We start from the raw sequence: 17,634 nt of genomic DNA, 5'->3' as shown, positions 1-17,634 counted from the left end.
ACCTCGCTAATTTTCCTTGCGCGATAAGATTACTAGATGACGATCACCTTCCAACTCAGGAACAGCCAAAGATATGATCTCTGTCACACTGCACCATTCAGGAAGCTGATCCATTTCATCTTTAGGGTGCTGTCCTTTCAGCGCTAGAAACACCCCGTGCTCTTGTTTCGGCAAATGGTGGCACCATTCCACCATGTCTATCATTGAAGCAAAAGCTCGACTCAAAACGCCATCAAATTTTTCTTCAGGTTGGAATTCTTCGACACGACTTTGAATTGGTGTCACGTTTTTCAGCCCTAATGTGTGCACAACTTGCTTGATAAAACGGATGCGTTTGCCAAGACTGTCGAGCAAAAAGAAGGTTTTCTCAGGGTTCATGATTGCCAAAGGGATGCCCGGTAACCCCGGACCAGTACCAACATCAATGAAGCGCTCACCGGGCAGGTGTGCGCTTACAACGATACTATCAAGAATATGTTTCACTAACATATCAAGCGGATCACGTACCGATGTTAAATTGTACGCTTTGTTCCATTTGTCGAGCAGTTCGACATAACCAACTAACTGCTCTCGTTGCTGTTCTGACACTTCCAAATCGGTTTTCGCGATCAGTGAATCCAGCTTTGTTCGCAATGCGCTCATTATTCTTCCTCACCTTTCTTCAGCAAACCATGCTTTTTCAAGTGAACAAGTAGAATAGAAATTGCAGCAGGCGTAATACCAGAAATGCGTGATGCAATACCGATGCTCTCTGGTTTGGCCTCGCTCAGTTTAGCAACGACTTCGTTTGATAAACCTTTTACATCGCGGTAATCCAAATCAGCAGGTAACTTGGTATTTTCGTGACGCAGTGATTTTTCGATCTCTTCCTGCTGACGCTTGATGTAACCATCGTATTTCACTTGAATTTCAACTTGCTCAGCCGCTTGCTGATCTTCAAGAGCAGGAGCAAACGCTTCAAGTTGCGTCAGTTGTGAATAAGTGATCTCTGGACGACGCAGAAGATCCTCACCACTCGCTTCACGGGCCATTGGGGTTTTCAGCAGCTTGTTCAACTCATCAACACCCTCTGACTTCGGATTCATCCACGTTGCTTTCAAACGCTGACGCTCCGTTTCCATATTGTTGATTTTCTCGTTAAAGCGAGCCCAACGAACATCATCAATCAAGCCTAGCTCGCGCGCTTTTTCCGTTAAACGCAAATCGGCATTATCTTCACGAAGTAGCAGGCGATATTCCGCACGAGAAGTGAACATGCGGTACGGCTCTTTGGTACCCATGGTCGATAAGTCATCAATCAACACGCCCATGTAAGCTTGGTCACGACGTGGGCTCCAGCCTTCTTTGTCTTGGCTAAACAAGCTTGCGTTTAGGCCCGCCATCAAGCCTTGCGCTGCGGCTTCTTCGTAGCCAGTCGTACCATTAATCTGGCCAGCAAAGAACAAACCACGGATGAACTTCGTCTCGTACGTTTGCTTCAAATCACGTGGATCGAAGAAATCATATTCAATCGCATAACCTGGGCGAACGATGTGTGCATTTTCAAACCCTTTCATTGAGCGCACGATTTGTACTTGCACATCAAATGGCAAGCTGGTCGAGATACCATTAGGGTATAACTCGTGCGTGGTTAGGCCTTCTGGCTCAATGAATATTTGGTGGCTGTTTTTGTCAGCGAAACGCATCACTTTGTCTTCAATAGACGGACAGTAACGCGGACCAATACCTTCAATCACACCTGCGTACATTGGACTGCGATCCAAGTTACTGCGGATCACATCGTGAGTTTGTTCATTGGTGTGGGTGATGAAACATGGAATCTGACGCGGATGCTGTTCACGTTTGCCCATGAACGAGAATACAGGCGTTGGGTTATCACCGTGCTGAGCTTCTAGCACTGAAAAATCAACAGTACGAGCATCAATGCGCGGTGGAGTACCTGTTTTTAAACGATCCACACGGAACGGCAGTTCACGCAGTCGATCCGCTAATGCGATCGATGGTGGATCCCCGGCACGACCACCAGACGAGCTTTCCATACCTATGTGGATCTTACCACCAAGGAAGGTACCCACGGTTAGCACAACGGCTTTCGCATGGAAGCGAAGTCCCATTTGAGTTACCACACCAATTGCGCGATCTTGTTCAACAATCAGATCATCAACTGATTGCTGGAACAACGTTAAGTTAGGCGCATTTTCTAATGCATTACGAACGTACGCTTTGTACAGAGCGCGATCGGCTTGAGCTCGAGTTGCTCGTACTGCAGGACCTTTGGAGGCATTTAGTGTACGAAACTGAATACCTGCATGGTCGATGGCTTCAGCCATCAAACCGCCCATAGCATCTACTTCTTTTACTAAGTGACCTTTACCAATACCACCGATCGCCGGATTACAAGACATCTGGCCTAATGTATCGATGTTATGGGTAAGGAGAAGCGTTTTTTGTCCTGTGCGTGCAGATGCGAGCGCGGCTTCCGTTCCTGCGTGTCCGCCACCGACAACAATGACGTCAAAGTTTTCGTGATAAAGCATGAACTGACCTCAGGTATTCAAAGGGATTTAATGGGCAGATAAAGGAGCCGTATTTTACCTTCTTTATGCCAGAGAGAAAAACGTTTTCTCGTTTTATCCGTTTTAAGCTTCAAGATAAATATATATAAGATCTATATATATGATCTTTTATTAGATCTACTATTAGGATCGACCGTTTCTGTGGATAACCTAAAAATGATCAACAAGATCATGGATCTTCTTTGGATCATATCTTGTGATCATGATTGGATCAGATCGAGGATTACCTGGGATCAAAAGTGGTGGTTATACACAGGGGGTGAAATTGATCAAAGTTGTTATTGGGATAACTAAAGGAAAATCACTGGATCTTATTGTAGTTATCCACAGTCTGTTTGGTTGGTTTTTGAGCGGTTAAACAAAATAATTTGGTGGGAGAGTTATTCACATGGGAGAAAACAGAGCCGAATTTCGACTCTGTTGAAGGGAAAGTCGTGAGTTTAAAAACGTTCGATATTCTCTTTTAACCACATTTCTGCGGCGTCTTCTGGCACATCATGGCTCAGTACATCGATTTTAAAGCAATCTGCGAGAGGGGTTGCACCAATATCCTCTAATAAATCATAAGCGTGTTGACCAGCGGCACAGAACGTATCGTAGCTAGAGTCACCAATCGCAATCACCGCAAATTTTACATCAGTCATTTTTGGCGGTGTATTTTGTAATGCTGCGATAAAAGGTTGGATATTATCAGGATACTCACCAGCTCCATGTGTAGAGGTGATCACCAACCACGTACCTTGATTTTCGATATCACTGAGGGAAGGCTGGTTGTGGATCGTTGTTTCAAATCCATTCTCGTTGAGTAGATCACTCAGGTGATCCCCTACGTATTCTGCGCCACCTAACGTGCTGCCTGTAATAATGTGGATCATACTTCTTCCTTATTGAATGCGACGGCTAAAGCTCATGGATGGCTTGCCGTACAAAAAGAAACGCGGTGTGAGTTAAGCTCAGCACCGCGCGTTCGATTATTTACTTCCCGATACAGAATGAAGAGAAGATTCGTCCCAGTAAGTCGTCAGAACTGAACTCACCGGTAATCTCATTGAGATGTTGTTGGGTGATGCGTAGCTCTTCAGCCAATATTTCACCTGCCATATAGCCTTCAAGCTGCTCCTGGCCTATTTGAAGGTGCTGTGCGGCACGTTCTAATGCATCGAGATGACGACGACGAGCCATAAACCCACCTTCACTGTTGCCAGAGAAGCCCATACACTCCTTGAGATGATCGCGCAGAGCTTCAACCCCTGCACCAGTCTTCGCTGACAAACGGATAAGAGTAGGGTTATTGACGTGGCAGATCCCCATATCTTCACCCGTTTGATCCGCTTTATTACGGATCACAGTTATGCCAATGTTGTCTGGTAGGCGATCCACAAAATCTGGCCAGATATCTTTCGGATCGGTGGCATCGGTTGTCGTGCCATCCACCATGAACAACACGCGGTCTGCTTGGGCTATTTCATCCCACGCACGTTCGATACCGATTTTCTCTACTTCATCGGAAGCATCACGCAAACCTGCTGTATCAATGATGTGTAGTGGCATGCCATCAATATGGATATGCTCACGCAGTACATCACGCGTGGTTCCTGCGATGTCGGTTACGATTGCAGATTCTTTACCCGATAGCGCGTTCAGTAGGCTTGATTTGCCCGCATTTGGGCGACCCGCAATCACGACTTTCATCCCTTCACGCATAATAGCGCCTTGGTTAGCTTCTTTGCGCACCGCATCTAGGTTGTCGATGATGGCTTGTAGGTCACCAGCCACTTTACCGTCGGCCAAAAAGTCGATCTCTTCTTCAGGGAAGTCGATGGCTGCTTCAACATAGATACGCAAATGAATCAGCGACTCAACTAAGGTATTAATACGGCCTGAAAATGCGCCCTGTAAGGATTGCAGCGCCGATTTTGCTGCTTCTTCAGAACTGGCATCAATGAGGTCTGCAATCGCTTCGGCTTGAGCGAGGTCGAGTTTATCGTTCAGAAATGCGCGTTCAGAGAACTCACCAGGGCGAGCAGCTCGAATACCATCTATACCTAGAATGCGTTTTATCAGCATATCCATCACGACAGGGCCGCCATGGCCTTGCAGCTCAAGTACGTCTTCACCTGTAAATGAGTGCGGGTTAGGGAAGTACAGTGCGATGCCCTGATCAAGCACAGTGCCATCTTCTGACTTAAACGGCAGGTACTCTGCGTAGCGGGGCTTTAGTGTTTTGCCAGTGACTTCTAACGCCACTTGGTTGGCTTTAGGGCCAGAAACTCGAATAATACCGACACCGCCACGACCAGGCGCGGTCGCTTGAGCGACAATCGTATCTGTAGTCATAATTTTGCCTTTTGAGCTGGGCTATAGGGAAGATACCTAGGGAGCCATCACAATTAATTAGCTGAATTGTAATCAGCCAAAAACAAAAAGGCGACCTTTTGGCCGCCTTTCTCAATCATTTCCTAAAAGGTTACTTGCTGTGTAAGCCTTTTTTCTCTAATCCTTTGTAGATCAGAGTTTGCTGGATAAGCGTTACGATGTTCGACACCAACCAGTACAGAACGAGACCTGATGGGAAGAACAAGAAGAAGAAGGTAAACATAACCGGCATAAAGGTCATGATCTTCTGCTGCATTGGATCCGTTACCGTTGTCGGGCTCATCTTCTGGATTAGGAACATAGACGCACCCATCAATAGCGGCAGGATGTAGTAAGGGTCCTGCGCTGAAAGGTCATGAATCCAACCGAAGAATGGTGAGTGACGTAGCTCTACCGATTCCATTAGCGCCCAGTATAGTGCGATGAAAATAGGCATCTGTAGGATAAGAGGTAGACAACCACCTAGTGGGTTCACTTTCTCTTTCTTGTACAGTTCCATCATTTCTTGGCTCATGCGCTGACGGTCATCACCGATACGCTCACGCATTGCTTGCAGCTTAGGCTGTAGCATGCGCATTTTCGCCATAGACGTGTATTGCGCTTTTGTTAGTGGGTACATTGCACCACGAACGATGAAGGTCAGACAGATGATTGCCACACCCCAGTTACCAACAAAGCTCTGGATGAATGAAAGCAACATATGAAGAGGCTTCGCAATGAACCATAACCAGCCGTAGTCCACTACTAGGTCTAGGTTAGGTGCCACTTCTGCCATTTCATCTTGCAGTTTTGGACCAACCCAAAGTGTTGCTTCAAACTTAGCCTGATCGCCTGTTGCGATAGTTTTGTTTGGCATACGAACGCCGATGTCTCCTAGGTTGCCAATTACACGAGTGTATAGGTTAGTACCTGGTTCGTTACGTGGAATCCAAGCTGCGGCAAAGTAGTGCTGAATCATTGCTGCCCAACCTTGGCCATCGGCTAGGTTAAGAGACAGGTTGCGATCCTGCATATCATCAAAGCTGTACTTCTTGTAACGCGTATCTTCTGTTGAGTATGCGCCACCACGGTAAGTAGGCATTGTGATGCTACCACCATCGTCCATTAGGTTTTGACGTAGGTGAGCGTACATACCAAATGTTGCGTTGTTGCCTGAGTTGTTCACTACATCGTATTCAACATTAAGCGCGTAGCTGCCGCGTTTAAAGATGTAAGTTTTGGTGTATTCGATGCCGTTTGCAGTGAATGTCATCGGAACGCGAAGTTCATCTTGACCGTCAGCCATTGTGAAGCTGTCTGCACTTACGTTGTAGTGAGGGCGATTTGTGCTGCTCAAGTCGATACCTTGAGGACCCACTAGACCGCTTTGAGCGATAAATTGGTGACCTTGAGCGTCTTTAAGCAGAACAAAGGAATCTGATGAATCTAACTCAGCAGAGTATTCGTTAAGGTTGGCATGTACCACATCGCCACCAACGGTGTCGATCGACAGAGTTAAAACATCAGTCGTTACTGTGATAGTTTTTGCAGAAGCTTGCTGTTGACCAGGAACTGGGTCAAGTTCATCAGCAAAAGATGGTGCAGGTAGAGTGCTGCTTGATTGAGCCTGTTCAACTGCTTGAGGTTCTGGATTCTTTGCAACTTGCCATTGTTGAAACAGCAAAAAAGAAACCAGGGCCAAACCGATGAGCAGGATATTACGTTGAGAATCCATCGTTAGTTATCTCTGTCTTGTTTTTGGACTGGTGGAACGGGGTCATACCCCCCTTCATTCAAAGGGTGGCATTTTAATAGACGTTTGCCTGATAACCAACATCCTTTTACAAAACCGTGAGCTCTCAAAGCTTCTAGCGCGTAAGTGGAACAGGTTGGTGTGAACCGGCAACGAGGACCAATCAAAGGGCTGATAAACCAGCGATACAGATAAACGAGCCCAATGGCTATCCACGTGAAGGGCGAGACAGGCGTTGCCATAGCTTATCAAACAACTTAAAAATTTCCTCATTGCTTAAATCTTGCGCGCTTTTCTTCGCAATCACAACAAAATCTTTGTTTGGAAGCTGATGTTGATTGTTACGAAAGCTTTCACGAGCCAAACGCTTAAATCGGTTACGACCGACAGCCGTTTTGATTTGCTTTTTGGGAACCGCTAAACCTAATCGTGGGTGAGAAAGTTTGTTATTGCGAGCAATGATGGTGAAATGAGGCGAGCCAGCTCGATGAGCTTGCTGGAAGACGTTTTGATAATGCTCGGGAGTTAACAAACGTAACTCCCGATTAAACGCGTACGTGTTCAAAATAAACTAGCGATTATTTTGATAGGCGCGCACGGCCTTTTGCACGACGTGCGTTGATAACTTTACGACCGTTCTTAGTTGCCATGCGAGCACGGAAGCCGTGAGTACGCTTGCGCTTTAGAACTGTAGGTTGAAAAGTGCGTTTCATGATAATTACCTTTACTGATCAGTAGTTTTAGGTTCTTGTTAAACCCGGCGTGGGTATTTGCTTTCTTATATAAAGAAGCTCTTTATATAGAGAAGGACAACCGACGCCTCTCAACAAAGAGGCGGAATTGTAATCACACTCACATAATGTGTCAATGACTCAATGAGTACGAAATTCCGGCCGGGCGATTATACGTAGTGTGAGTAAAATCTCAAGGATCAATCGATCCTGATGCTTGATCGTTACTCTATTCCTACTTGGTTAAGGAATTTTTTCAAACGAGGATCTTGTGGATTATCGAAGATATCCTGTGGAGAACCTTGCTCAACGATATTGCCTTCCGCCATGAAGATCACTCTATCAGCTACTTCTTTCGCGAATTGCATCTCGTGCGTCACCACCAGCATGGTTTGATGCTGATTAGCTAACTTCTTCATTAATGAGAGAACTTCACCGACCCATTCAGGATCCAGCGCAGAAGTTGGTTCGTCAAACAACAGCAGTTCTGGTTGCAGCGCCATCGCTCGGCCGATACCCACGCGTTGTTGTTGGCCGCCAGATAATGCCGCTGGATAACTATCGCCTTTATCCCCAAGGCCGATGTCATCCAGAATTTGTTGCGCTCGTTTGAGAGCATCGGCTTTTTTCCAGCCTCGAACGGTCACTAGACCTTCGGCAATGTTCTGGCGCGCATTCATGTGGGCAAACAGGGCATAGTTTTGGAACACAAAGCCAGTTCGACGACGCAGCGCTAATACTTCGGCTTTAGTGTGTTTTTGAGTATCAACGGAGATGTCATCTATCGTGATACGACCTTCATCTGCTTGTTCTAGAAAGTTCACCGTACGCAGCAAGGTTGATTTACCCGTGCCACTTGAGCCGATAATCACGATGATCTCACCTTGCTTAATATCGAGGTCGATGCCTTTCAGCACTTCAGTCTCACCAAAACGTTTGTGAATATTTTCTAACTTAATCATCGTACGTACGCCTTATTCAGTTTTGCTTCTGCCCAGATTTGTACGCGAGTCAGAATCACCACCACTCCCCAGTAAATAAGAGCAACCGCAAGGAAAGCTTCAAAGAAACGGAAACTTGATGAGGCTTCCATCTGTGCTTTCGCCATGATTTCGGCCACACCAAGCGTGAAAGCGAGAGACGTTGACTTGATCATATCGATGAAATAGTTCATCAATGAAGGCAGTGCGACACGCGTTGCTTGAGGTAAAATCACTCGGCGCATTGCTTGGGATGTCGTCATACCGACCGATAAGCTCGCTTCCATTTGGCTGCGATCAATACCAATAATGGCGGCACGAATACTTTCCGCCATATAAGCGGCAAAGTGCAGCGTTAAACCGATAACCGCTGCTGAAAAGGCGTCGATACCGACCATCAATGGAAAAATTTGCGGTAAGCCGTAGTAAAGCAGGAAAAGCTGAACCAACAGTGGGGTGCCACGGAAGAAGCTGATGTACAGTTGGCTTAATTGATCCAGAACTGGCAGTTTAAATACGCGAATATTGGCTAAAATGACGGATAAAATCAGCGAAAACACCAATCCCCATGTCGCCATTTCCATGGTTGTGCCAAGATATTTCAGCAATATCGGCAACAGTTCCAACATGTAATTAAAGTCAAATCCCATACGGCTTACCTAAAGGCTAGAGAAAAGAAAAGGTGGAAAACAAGTTCCACCTTTACGTAAGTTTATTTTAGTCCGAGAGTGATACCACTTTGCGGCCTAAAGTACAAAGAGTTCTTATTTCGTGATGTCAGCGCCAAACCACTTCACGGAAATTTTCTCTACTGTACCATCTGCGCGCATCTCAGCCAGTGCTTTGTTTACTTCTTCTTGCAGCTTACGACCTTTCTCGTTGTCAACGAAAGGCCATGCGTTTTGAATGGTCTCAAACGGTTCACCTGCCAATTCCAGAGGAAGGCCAGTTTTCTTAATCAGCTCTAACGCAGAAAGACGATCCATTACAAACGCGTCTGCACGACCGAGCGCCACGTCATGTTCGATACCTGTGTCGTACGTTTTAATGTTGATCTTGCCGTCTTTGTCGTATTGACGCAGTAGTTGCTCAAAGTTAGAGCCTAGGTTGACCGCAACGGTTTTGCCCGCAAGATCGTCAACACCTTTGATGCTGTCGTTGCCTTTACGCACGGTAATTTGTGCGCCATCTACAACGTAAGGGTCAGCAAATAGGTATTTAGCTTTACGCTCATCAGTCATGGTGATTTGGTTGGAGATCGTATCGATACGACCGGTTTCTAAAAGACCAAATAAACCAGAGAAGTTGGCTGTTACGTATTCGATTTTGTAATCGTTACGTTTACCGATTTCATCCCACATGTCGACTTCAAAGCCTTGTAGCTTGTCTTGCTTTACAAAAGTAAACGGGAAGTAGCGACCTGACATACCAACTTTGACTTCAGTAGCGGCTTGTACGGTTGCTGCCGACAGTGCAATGGCTGCAACGGCAACCTTAATCCAGTTTTTCATAATACATCTCCATAATTTTATGGTTGGAAATACTACTGTTAGTTAGCTCAATTAAATAAATAACCAAGAGCAATAACCTAGACCTGTGAGTTATTAGATAATAGAAGAAGAATGTTAAATGTGACGAAAATGCGAACTGAACCTAGCGAAATGATCGACAAAATCAGCATTGGGAATAAAATAATACACAGACTTATCACCAATCGCTCGATCTTGTGAATTTTGCCCAATTGTGGATCGTTATGTGGGCAAATTTGGGGCAAGGTGTGTTGATCTCATCAAGTTTGCAGAAATAATTGTGAATAACTTGGATCTTATTCACTGGATCGTCGATCAATCGCTGGCGATCTTGGTTATCAACAGGTAAAATTGCCAGTCTTTTCCGATAATTCAATTACTCAGTGGGGGCACCGTGTCATCTTCGCTTTGGCTGCAATGTTTGCAGCAGCTTCAAGAAGAGCTACCAGCTACAGAATTCAGCATGTGGGTTCGTCCGCTACAAGCGGAGCTCAATGACAATACTCTCACTCTATTCGCGCCAAACCGCTTTGTGTTGGACTGGGTGCGTGATAAGTATCTGAACAATATTACTCGCTTACTGCAGGAATACTGCGGTGGCGATATTCCTAACTTACGCTTTGAAGTGGGGAGCCGACCTGTCTCTGCTCCAAAACCAGCGCCGACACGTACGCCTGCAGATGTGGCTGCCGAGTCATCTGCACCTGCGCAATTACAGGCGCGTAAGCCAGTACACAAAACCTGGGATGACGACGCTCAAGCTATTGCGGCTATCAATCACCGCTCAAACATGAACCCAAAACACAAGTTCGACAACTTTGTTGAAGGTAAGTCGAACCAACTGGGTTTGGCTGCGGCGCGTCAGGTATCGGATAATCCTGGAGCTGCTTACAACCCGCTGTTCCTATACGGCGGCACGGGCTTGGGTAAAACGCACTTGTTGCATGCGGTGGGCAACGCGATTGTGGATAACAACCCGAACGCAAAAGTGGTCTACATGCACTCAGAACGTTTTGTGCAAGACATGGTAAAAGCGCTGCAAAACAATGCGATTGAAGAATTCAAACGCTACTACCGCAGTGTGGATGCACTCCTTATCGATGACATCCAATTCTTTGCTAATAAAGAACGTTCGCAAGAAGAATTCTTCCATACCTTCAACGCACTATTGGAAGGTAATCAGCAGATCATTCTAACGTCTGACCGTTATCCTAAAGAAATTAATGGCGTTGAAGATCGTCTTAAATCTCGCTTTGGTTGGGGTCTTACTGTTGCGATCGAGCCGCCTGAGCTTGAAACGCGTGTGGCGATCTTGATGAAAAAAGCTGAAGATCACCAAATCCACCTTGCTGATGAAGTGGCATTCTTCATTGCCAAGCGTCTGCGTTCGAACGTTCGTGAGCTAGAAGGTGCATTGAACCGTGTTATCGCGAACGCGAACTTTACTGGTCGTCCAATCACGATTGATTTTGTGCGTGAAGCGCTGCGCGATCTGCTTGCTCTACAAGAGAAGCTGGTGACGATCGATAACATTCAAAAGACCGTGGCGGAATACTACAAGATTAAAGTGGCGGACTTGCTGTCTAAGCGTCGTTCTCGTTCTGTAGCGCGTCCTCGTCAGCTGGCTATGGCGTTAGCAAAAGAACTAACCAACCATAGCTTGCCTGAAATTGGCGATGCGTTTGGGGGCCGCGATCATACGACCGTACTTCATGCTTGTCGCAAGATTGAGCAGCTGCGTGAAGAGAGCCACGACATTAAAGAAGATTACTCTAACTTGATTCGCACCCTGTCTTCGTAATCGGTTAGAATAACGGTATTCTAAGCAAATCATTTATTGAGCTGACAGCGTAAAGAGCCAAGCATGAAATTTACCATTGAACGTAGTCATTTAATCAAACCGCTACAGCAGGTTTCGGGCGCTTTAGGTGGCCGACCAACTCTGCCAATCCTGGGTAACCTACTTCTTAAAGTAGAAGAGAACGTATTGTCGATGACGGCAACCGATCTTGAAGTAGAGTTAGTAAGCAAAGTGATGCTAGAAGGTGATTTTGAAGCGGGCAGCATTACCGTTCCTTCGCGTAAGTTTCTCGATATCTGCCGTGGTTTACCGGACGATGCGATCATCACATTTGTATTAGAAGGTGATCGCGTACAAGTTCGCTCTGGTCGCAGCCGTTTCTCATTGGCAACGCTTCCTGCGAACGATTTCCCTAATATTGAAGACTGGCAAAGCGAAGTGGAAGTATCACTGAGCCAAGCTGATTTACGTACGCTGATCGACAAAACTCAGTTCTCGATGGCGAATCAAGACGTTCGTTACTACCTCAACGGCATGTTGTTTGAAATTGACGGCACCACGCTACGCAGCGTGGCGACGGACGGCCACCGTATGGCGGTATCGCAAACTCAGCTAGGTGCGGACTTTGCGCAGAAGCAAATCATCGTGCCACGCAAAGGTGTGCAAGAATTAGTAAAGTTGATGGATGCGCCAGAGCAGCCCGTAGTACTTCAGATCGGTAGCTCCAATGTTCGTGCTGAGGTGAATAACTTTACTTTTACCTCTAAGTTGGTTGATGGTCGTTTCCCTGATTACCGCCGTGTATTGCCTCAGAGCACCAATAAGACCCTAATAGCAAGTTGTGACGAGTTGCGCCAAGCCTTCTCTCGTGCTGCGATTCTTTCCAACGAAAAATTCCGTGGCGTGCGTGTGAATCTGGCTGATACTGAAATGCGCATTACTGCCAATAACCCAGAGCAAGAAGAAGCAGAAGAAATGCTAGACGTGACCTTTGAAGGTGACGCTATCGAGATCGGCTTCAACGTTAGCTACGTGCTTGATGTGCTTAATACACTGCGTTGCGATAACGTGCGTGTGTCGATGTCAGATGCGAACGCAAGTGCGTTGATTGAAAACGCAGACGACGACAGTGCCATGTACGTGGTGATGCCAATTCGTCTATAAGCCATCTGAATGCCACTTTCTCGCCTCATCATTCAGCAGTTTCGAAACATTAAAGCCTGTGATATTGAGTTATCAGCAGGCTTTAACTTTCTTATCGGGCCGAACGGCAGCGGTAAAACCAGTGTCTTAGAAGCGGTTTATCTGCTCGGGCATGGCCGCTCATTCAAGAGCTCTCTCACCGGACGAGTGATACAAAATGAGTGTGACGAACTGTTTGTTCATGGTCGTTTTTTGAACTCGGATCAATTTGAGCTACCTATCGGCATTAATAAGCAGCGTGATGGCTCAACAGAGGTTAAAATAGGCGGTCAATCTGGACAAAAATTAGCGCAGTTGGCACAAGTTCTGCCTCTGCAGTTGATACACCCAGAAGGGTTTGATTTACTGACAGATGGCCCTAAACATCGTCGTGCGTTTATTGATTGGGGCGTGTTTCATACCGAGCCCGCTTTTTATCAAGCATGGGGAAGGTTCAAGCGCCTGAACAAGCAGCGCAACGCGTTGTTGAAAACCGCCAATAGTTATCGTGAGCTCAGTTATTGGGATCAGGAAATGGCAGGATTGGCTGAAAACATCAGCCAATGGCGAGCAAGTTACATCGAGCAGATGAAAACTGTCGCAGAAACTATCTGTCAGACATTTTTGCCAGAATTTGAGATCCAATTGAAGTATTATCGTGGCTGGGATAAAGACACTCCATACCACGAGATACTAGAAAAGAATTTTGAGCGTGATCAGGCATTGGGATACACCTTTAGTGGCCCAAACAAAGCTGATTTGCGCATTAAAGTGAACGGAACGCCCGTTGAAGATGTTCTGTCACGCGGTCAATTAAAACTCATGGTGTGTGCATTGCGTGTAGCGCAAGGGCAACACCTGACAGAGATGGCCGGTAAACAATGCATTTACCTAATTGATGACTTCGCGTCGGAATTAGATAGCCAACGTCGCAAGCGTCTTGCTGACTGCTTAAAAGAGACGGGCGCACAAGTATTTGTAAGCTCTATCACTGAAAGCCAAATCGCCGATATGTTGGACGATAACGGTAAATTGTTTCATGTGGAACATGGCAGGATAGAGTCAAACTAGAAGAGAGAAACTCATGTCTGAAAATTACGATTCATCGAGTATTAAGGTACTGAAGGGTCTGGATGCGGTACGTAAGCGTCCAGGAATGTACATCGGCGATACGGACGACGGCACCGGCCTTCACCACATGGTTTTCGAGGTGGTGGATAACTCAATTGATGAAGCGTTGGCAGGTCACTGTAAAGACATCGTTGTGACAATTCATGAGGATAACTCGGTTTCCGTTAGCGATGATGGTCGTGGCATTCCAACAGAAATCCACTCTGAGGAAAATGTCTCTGCAGCAGAAGTAATCATGACGGTTCTTCACGCGGGTGGTAAGTTCGACGATAACTCATACAAAGTATCGGGTGGTCTTCACGGGGTAGGTGTTTCAGTAGTAAACGCACTATCAGAGAAAGTTGAGCTAACGATTCATCGTGGTGGTCATATCCATACGCAAACCTACCGCCATGGTGAGCCTCAAGCGCCACTAGCCGTTGTGGGTGATACGGATAAAACCGGTACACAAATTCGTTTCTGGCCAAGTGCCGAGACGTTCTCTAACACTGAGTTCCACTATGACATTCTGGCGAAACGCCTGCGTGAACTGTCATTCCTGAACTCTGGTGTGTCGATCAAATTGGTTGATGAACGTGAAGCGGACAAACATGATCACTTCATGTATGAAGGTGGTATTCAAGCGTTCGTTGATCACCTAAACACCAACAAAACGCCAATCATCGAAAAAATCTTCCACTTTAATTCTGAGCGTGAAGACGGCATTTCAGTTGAAGTGGCGATGCAATGGAACGATGGTTTCCAAGAGAATATCTTCTGCTTTACCAACAATATCCCACAGCGTGATGGTGGTACTCACCTTGCTGGTTTCCGTGCTGCGCTAACACGTACATTGAACAGCTTTATGGATAAAGAAGGTTTCTCGAAGAAAGCGAAAACAGCGACTTCAGGCGACGATGCGCGTGAAGGTCTAACTGCGGTTGTTTCGGTGAAAGTGCCTGATCCTAAGTTCTCAAGCCAAACAAAAGACAAACTGGTTTCTTCTGAAGTGAAATCAGCTGTTGAGTCTGCAATGGGTGAAAAACTGTCTGAGTTCCTGATTGAGAACCCGACAGAAGCGAAGATGGTTTGTTCGAAAATCATCGATGCAGCACGTGCTCGTGAAGCAGCGCGTAAAGCTCGTGAAATGACGCGCCGTAAAGGTGCACTAGACCTAGCTGGCCTTCCAGGTAAACTTGCAGACTGTCAGGAAAAAGATCCGGCACTCTCTGAACTATACATAGTGGAGGGTGATTCGGCAGGCGGCTCCGCAAAACAAGGCCGTAACCGTAAGAACCAAGCGATCCTACCGCTAAAAGGTAAGATTCTTAACGTAGAAAAAGCACGTTTCGACAAGATGCTATCTTCTCAAGAAGTAGCAACACTGATCACCGCACTAGGTTGTGGTATCGGTCGTGACGAGTACAACCCGGACAAGCTTCGTTACCACAACATCATCATCATGACCGATGCCGATGTCGATGGTTCGCACATCCGTACGCTACTGTTGACCTTCTTCTACCGTCAAATGCCAGAGCTTATCGAGCGTGGTTATGTCTACATCGCTCAGCCACCACTATACAAAGTGAAAAAAGGCAAACAAGAGCAGTACATCAAAGATGAAGAAGCGATGAACCAATACCAAGTATCATTAGCTCTGGATAATGCATCGCTACACGTAAACGCAGAAGCACCTGCACTGGCTGGTGAAGCACTAGAGAAGCTTGTTCAACAGTACAATGCGGGTATTAAACTGGCGGAACGTATGAGCCGTCGCTACCCAAGTGCTTTGGTAAACGAGTTGATTTACACTCCTCGTCTAACGCCAGAGCAATGCCATGACGCATCAGTTGTGGAAGCGTGGACGAAGCAGCTTATTGAGCAGCTGAATGCGAAAGAAGTGGGTGCAAGCCAGTACAGCTACGAAGTTGAGCAGCACGAAGAGCTAGGCTTAAACTTGCCTAAGATTGTGGTTCGTACTCACGGAGTGACGCACGAACATGCAATTAGCATCGACTTCCTAAACTCGAAAGAGTACGGCAAGTTGGCTGATCTATCAGAAGCACTTGATGGACTTCTGGAAGAAGGCGCGTACATCAAACGTGGTGAGCGTACTATGCCAGTGGCAAACTTTGCAGAAGCGCTTGACTGGTTAGTGAAAGAGTCAATGCGTGGCTTAAGCCGTCAGCGCTACAAAGGTCTAGGTGAGATGAACCCAGACCAACTTTGGGAAACCACCATGGACCCAGAAACTCGTCGTATGATGCAGGTAACGATTGAAGATGCGGTAGGCGCAGATCAACTGTTCACTACGCTAATGGGTGACCAAGTAGAACCTCGTCGTAACTTCATCGAAGAGAACGCACTGAAAGTAGCGAACCTAGACGTATAACGACACTGTTCGTGATAGTAAAAAGCAGCGAGAAATCGCTGCTTTTTTTGTTGTACCACCAGCTAAAATCGCCACTTTCTGCTAAAGCGGATGTTTTTCTGGTACTAACTGCCAACAACCCGATCAAGCCTGCCATTTTATATCTGTTTTCTTTTTTTCTCGCCATTTTGTTCGCTTGAGCGCTTTTGCTTTCTTTTTTCTGCTCGCTATAGTGCTGAAGAGCTGATGATTAAGGAGACTAAGAAAATGGTGATGACTTTCCTGAACTAAGCCGGAAGTGATGCACTTCCGGTTCAATGCACTGAATTTATTTGTAAGACAAGGCATTAAGAAGGAAATAATCATGTTTGAACGCTGGTTCTCAGCGTACTGCTTGGCGCTGCGAACTTGGTGGTTAACCAGTCGCTTTTTAACCTATCAATCACCACTAAGGTTGTTATCGCTATTTGAAACCTGCGAGCAACAAGCCCATTGCCGTAACCGAGCTCGTATTGCGGTTGGGGACACGGTTCGCTTAGTGGATGTTGAACGCGCCTATCAATATCGCATGACATTGGTCAGCTCGCGCAAGGGGCAACCCATGACAGGTATGCTCGCGGTCGATTCTTATTTGGGGTCTCGACTATTAGGTCGAGCTAAAAATGATGCGCTTGAAGTGGAAATTTTTAATCAGCGACGCTGCTTTGTGATTACTGAAATTGTTCATCAATCGCAGCCTCCAGCGCAGAAAATGCTGTGTGGTTGTCTGTTGTGCCAATAAATAGAGGTGAAGTCATGAGTAAGAAAGAAAAGAAACAACCGCAGTTGAGTCTAAAAGAAAAGCGTAAATTAAAGCAGGAAAAGGCGGCAGAAAAGGGCGTTGTAAAAGCGCGTAAATCCTCCCGCAAGTAAAGTGTAGATTGAGCCCTCCAGAACGGCGGGCTTTTTATCACTGATCGCGAAGTGATGAGGAACTAAGCTGTTCAAGGGGATAGTGGATGCTTTAAAAATTTTTTATTTTTTCCCTTGAAAGTCATTTTTGACGACCTTATATCTAGTTGTGAAGAGGGTGACTGGCTTGCTAGAGACTAGAAGACCAGCCCTCTGAAATCGCTAAAACGAGATCGCTCAGAAGAGGATATGGCGTTTTAGCACACAACTTAAACCTTTAGATTCAATATCATGTCTCCGAGCCAAACCAAGGCCAGTGGAATGATAAGAATCTCTTAGTTCGGCGTTGGTTTTT

Annotated in this window: 16 protein-coding genes; 5 read left to right on the top strand and 11 right to left on the bottom strand. The window is 46.2% G+C overall.

All coding sequences use genetic code 11. The annotated features are described in order from the left end of the window. Nucleotides 1-6 precede the first annotated feature (6 nt). The 11 genes from rsmG to R7H07_RS18545 all read right to left on the bottom strand — a co-directional run bounded on the left by rsmG (nt 7) and on the right by R7H07_RS18545 (nt 9,906). Nucleotides 7-642, bottom strand: coding sequence for a 16S rRNA (guanine(527)-N(7))-methyltransferase RsmG (gene rsmG, locus R7H07_RS18595; protein WP_130546159.1), 636 nt, complete (start codon nt 640-642; stop codon nt 7-9). Next, nucleotides 642-2,537: a tRNA uridine-5-carboxymethylaminomethyl(34) synthesis enzyme MnmG gene (gene mnmG / locus R7H07_RS18590; protein WP_206960000.1), complete on the bottom strand. Its 1,896-nt coding sequence runs from the start codon at nt 2,535-2,537 to the stop codon at nt 642-644. The genes rsmG and mnmG overlap by 1 nt, the downstream gene beginning before the upstream one ends. Before the next feature lie 479 nt (nt 2,538-3,016). Beyond that, a complete protein-coding gene (gene mioC, locus R7H07_RS18585; RefSeq protein WP_005378900.1) occupies nt 3,017-3,451 on the bottom strand; it encodes an FMN-binding protein MioC in 435 nt (144 codons plus the stop codon). A gap of 100 nt (nt 3,452-3,551) precedes the next feature. Next, nucleotides 3,552-4,913: a tRNA uridine-5-carboxymethylaminomethyl(34) synthesis GTPase MnmE gene (mnmE, locus tag R7H07_RS18580; protein ID WP_005383836.1), complete on the bottom strand. Its 1,362-nt coding sequence runs from the start codon at nt 4,911-4,913 to the stop codon at nt 3,552-3,554. A gap of 130 nt (nt 4,914-5,043) precedes the next feature. Then, nucleotides 5,044-6,666 (bottom strand): membrane protein insertase YidC, encoded by a 1,623-nt coding sequence (gene yidC, locus R7H07_RS18575; protein WP_005383834.1) that lies wholly within the window; start codon nt 6,664-6,666, stop codon nt 5,044-5,046. Nucleotides 6,667-6,668: 2 nt separating this feature from the next. After that, the gene (yidD, locus tag R7H07_RS18570; RefSeq protein WP_005378822.1) at nt 6,669-6,926 is read right to left on the bottom strand and encodes a membrane protein insertion efficiency factor YidD; all 258 of its coding nucleotides are present in this window, start codon (nt 6,924-6,926) and stop codon (nt 6,669-6,671) included. Then, nucleotides 6,893-7,216 carry a ribonuclease P protein component gene (gene rnpA / locus R7H07_RS18565; protein WP_005394102.1) on the bottom strand — a complete coding sequence of 108 codons (324 nt, stop codon included), beginning with the start codon at nt 7,214-7,216 and terminating at the stop codon, nt 6,893-6,895. The genes yidD and rnpA overlap by 34 nt, the downstream gene beginning before the upstream one ends. 46 nt (nt 7,217-7,262) lie before the next feature. Beyond that, a complete protein-coding gene (gene rpmH, locus R7H07_RS18560; protein ID WP_005378825.1) occupies nt 7,263-7,397 on the bottom strand; it encodes a 50S ribosomal protein L34 in 135 nt (44 codons plus the stop codon). A gap of 242 nt (nt 7,398-7,639) precedes the next feature. After that, nucleotides 7,640-8,377, bottom strand: a complete 738-nt coding sequence (locus R7H07_RS18555; protein WP_005378827.1) for an amino acid ABC transporter ATP-binding protein — start codon at nt 8,375-8,377, stop codon at nt 7,640-7,642. After that, entirely contained in the window at nt 8,374-9,045 is a 672-nt protein-coding gene (locus R7H07_RS18550) for an amino acid ABC transporter permease (RefSeq protein WP_005378829.1), read from the bottom strand. The genes R7H07_RS18555 and R7H07_RS18550 overlap by 4 nt, the downstream gene beginning before the upstream one ends. Nucleotides 9,046-9,159: 114 nt before the next feature. Further along, on the bottom strand, nt 9,160-9,906 hold the full coding sequence (locus R7H07_RS18545; RefSeq protein ID WP_005378831.1) for an amino acid ABC transporter substrate-binding protein: 747 nt from the start codon (nt 9,904-9,906) through the stop codon (nt 9,160-9,162). Nucleotides 9,907-10,318: 412 nt separating this feature from the next. On the opposite strand from R7H07_RS18545, the gene dnaA reads away from it, so the two are divergent. The 5 genes from dnaA (at nt 10,319) to R7H07_RS18520 (ending at nt 17,169) form a co-directional block, all read left to right on the top strand. Next, nucleotides 10,319-11,725: a chromosomal replication initiator protein DnaA gene (dnaA, locus tag R7H07_RS18540; protein WP_005378835.1), complete on the top strand. Its 1,407-nt coding sequence runs from the start codon at nt 10,319-10,321 to the stop codon at nt 11,723-11,725. 63 nt (nt 11,726-11,788) lie between these two features. Then, the gene (gene dnaN / locus R7H07_RS18535) at nt 11,789-12,889 is read left to right on the top strand and encodes a DNA polymerase III subunit beta (protein ID WP_206960001.1); all 1,101 of its coding nucleotides are present in this window, start codon (nt 11,789-11,791) and stop codon (nt 12,887-12,889) included. Between the two features lie 9 nt (nt 12,890-12,898). Next, on the top strand, nt 12,899-13,978 hold the full coding sequence (gene recF, locus R7H07_RS18530) for a DNA replication/repair protein RecF (RefSeq protein ID WP_005378839.1): 1,080 nt from the start codon (nt 12,899-12,901) through the stop codon (nt 13,976-13,978). A 13-nt stretch (nt 13,979-13,991) separates the two neighbouring features. Then, nucleotides 13,992-16,409 (top strand): DNA topoisomerase (ATP-hydrolyzing) subunit B, encoded by a 2,418-nt coding sequence (gene gyrB, locus R7H07_RS18525; RefSeq protein ID WP_005378841.1) that lies wholly within the window; start codon nt 13,992-13,994, stop codon nt 16,407-16,409. A gap of 343 nt (nt 16,410-16,752) precedes the next feature. Next, the gene (locus tag R7H07_RS18520; RefSeq protein ID WP_025768940.1) at nt 16,753-17,169 is read left to right on the top strand and encodes a GreA/GreB family elongation factor; all 417 of its coding nucleotides are present in this window, start codon (nt 16,753-16,755) and stop codon (nt 17,167-17,169) included. Nucleotides 17,170-17,634: the final 465 nt, after the last annotated feature.

It is taken from the genome of Vibrio sp. Vb1127, assembly GCF_033338735.1.
GTDB classification, from domain to species: domain Bacteria; phylum Pseudomonadota; class Gammaproteobacteria; order Enterobacterales; family Vibrionaceae; genus Vibrio; species Vibrio alginolyticus.
Note: the sequence above shows the minus strand (reverse complement) of the source record. Positions and strands in the feature narration are given on the sequence as shown.

Excerpts from the sequence above, each read along its gene's own strand:
- rsmG (WP_130546159.1), bottom strand. The coding sequence starts at position 642 with ATGAGCGCATTGCGAACAAAGCTGGATTCACTGATCGCGAAAACCGAT.
- mnmG (WP_206960000.1), bottom strand. The coding sequence starts at position 2,537 with ATGCTTTATCACGAAAACTTTGACGTCATTGTTGTCGGTGGCGGACAC.
- mioC (WP_005378900.1), bottom strand. The coding sequence starts at position 3,451 with ATGATCCACATTATTACAGGCAGCACGTTAGGTGGCGCAGAATACGTA.
- mnmE (WP_005383836.1), bottom strand. The coding sequence starts at position 4,913 with ATGACTACAGATACGATTGTCGCTCAAGCGACCGCGCCTGGTCGTGGC.
- yidC (WP_005383834.1), bottom strand. The coding sequence starts at position 6,666 with ATGGATTCTCAACGTAATATCCTGCTCATCGGTTTGGCCCTGGTTTCT.
- yidD (WP_005378822.1), bottom strand. The coding sequence starts at position 6,926 with ATGGCAACGCCTGTCTCGCCCTTCACGTGGATAGCCATTGGGCTCGTT.
- rpmH (WP_005378825.1), bottom strand. The coding sequence starts at position 7,397 with ATGAAACGCACTTTTCAACCTACAGTTCTAAAGCGCAAGCGTACTCAC.
- R7H07_RS18555 (WP_005378827.1), bottom strand. The coding sequence starts at position 8,377 with ATGATTAAGTTAGAAAATATTCACAAACGTTTTGGTGAGACTGAAGTG.
- R7H07_RS18550 (WP_005378829.1), bottom strand. The coding sequence starts at position 9,045 with ATGGGATTTGACTTTAATTACATGTTGGAACTGTTGCCGATATTGCTG.
- R7H07_RS18545 (WP_005378831.1), bottom strand. The coding sequence starts at position 9,906 with ATGAAAAACTGGATTAAGGTTGCCGTTGCAGCCATTGCACTGTCGGCA.
- dnaN (WP_206960001.1), top strand. The coding sequence starts at position 11,789 with ATGAAATTTACCATTGAACGTAGTCATTTAATCAAACCGCTACAGCAG.
- recF (WP_005378839.1), top strand. The coding sequence starts at position 12,899 with ATGCCACTTTCTCGCCTCATCATTCAGCAGTTTCGAAACATTAAAGCC.
- gyrB (WP_005378841.1), top strand. The coding sequence starts at position 13,992 with ATGTCTGAAAATTACGATTCATCGAGTATTAAGGTACTGAAGGGTCTG.
- R7H07_RS18520 (WP_025768940.1), top strand. The coding sequence starts at position 16,753 with ATGTTTGAACGCTGGTTCTCAGCGTACTGCTTGGCGCTGCGAACTTGG.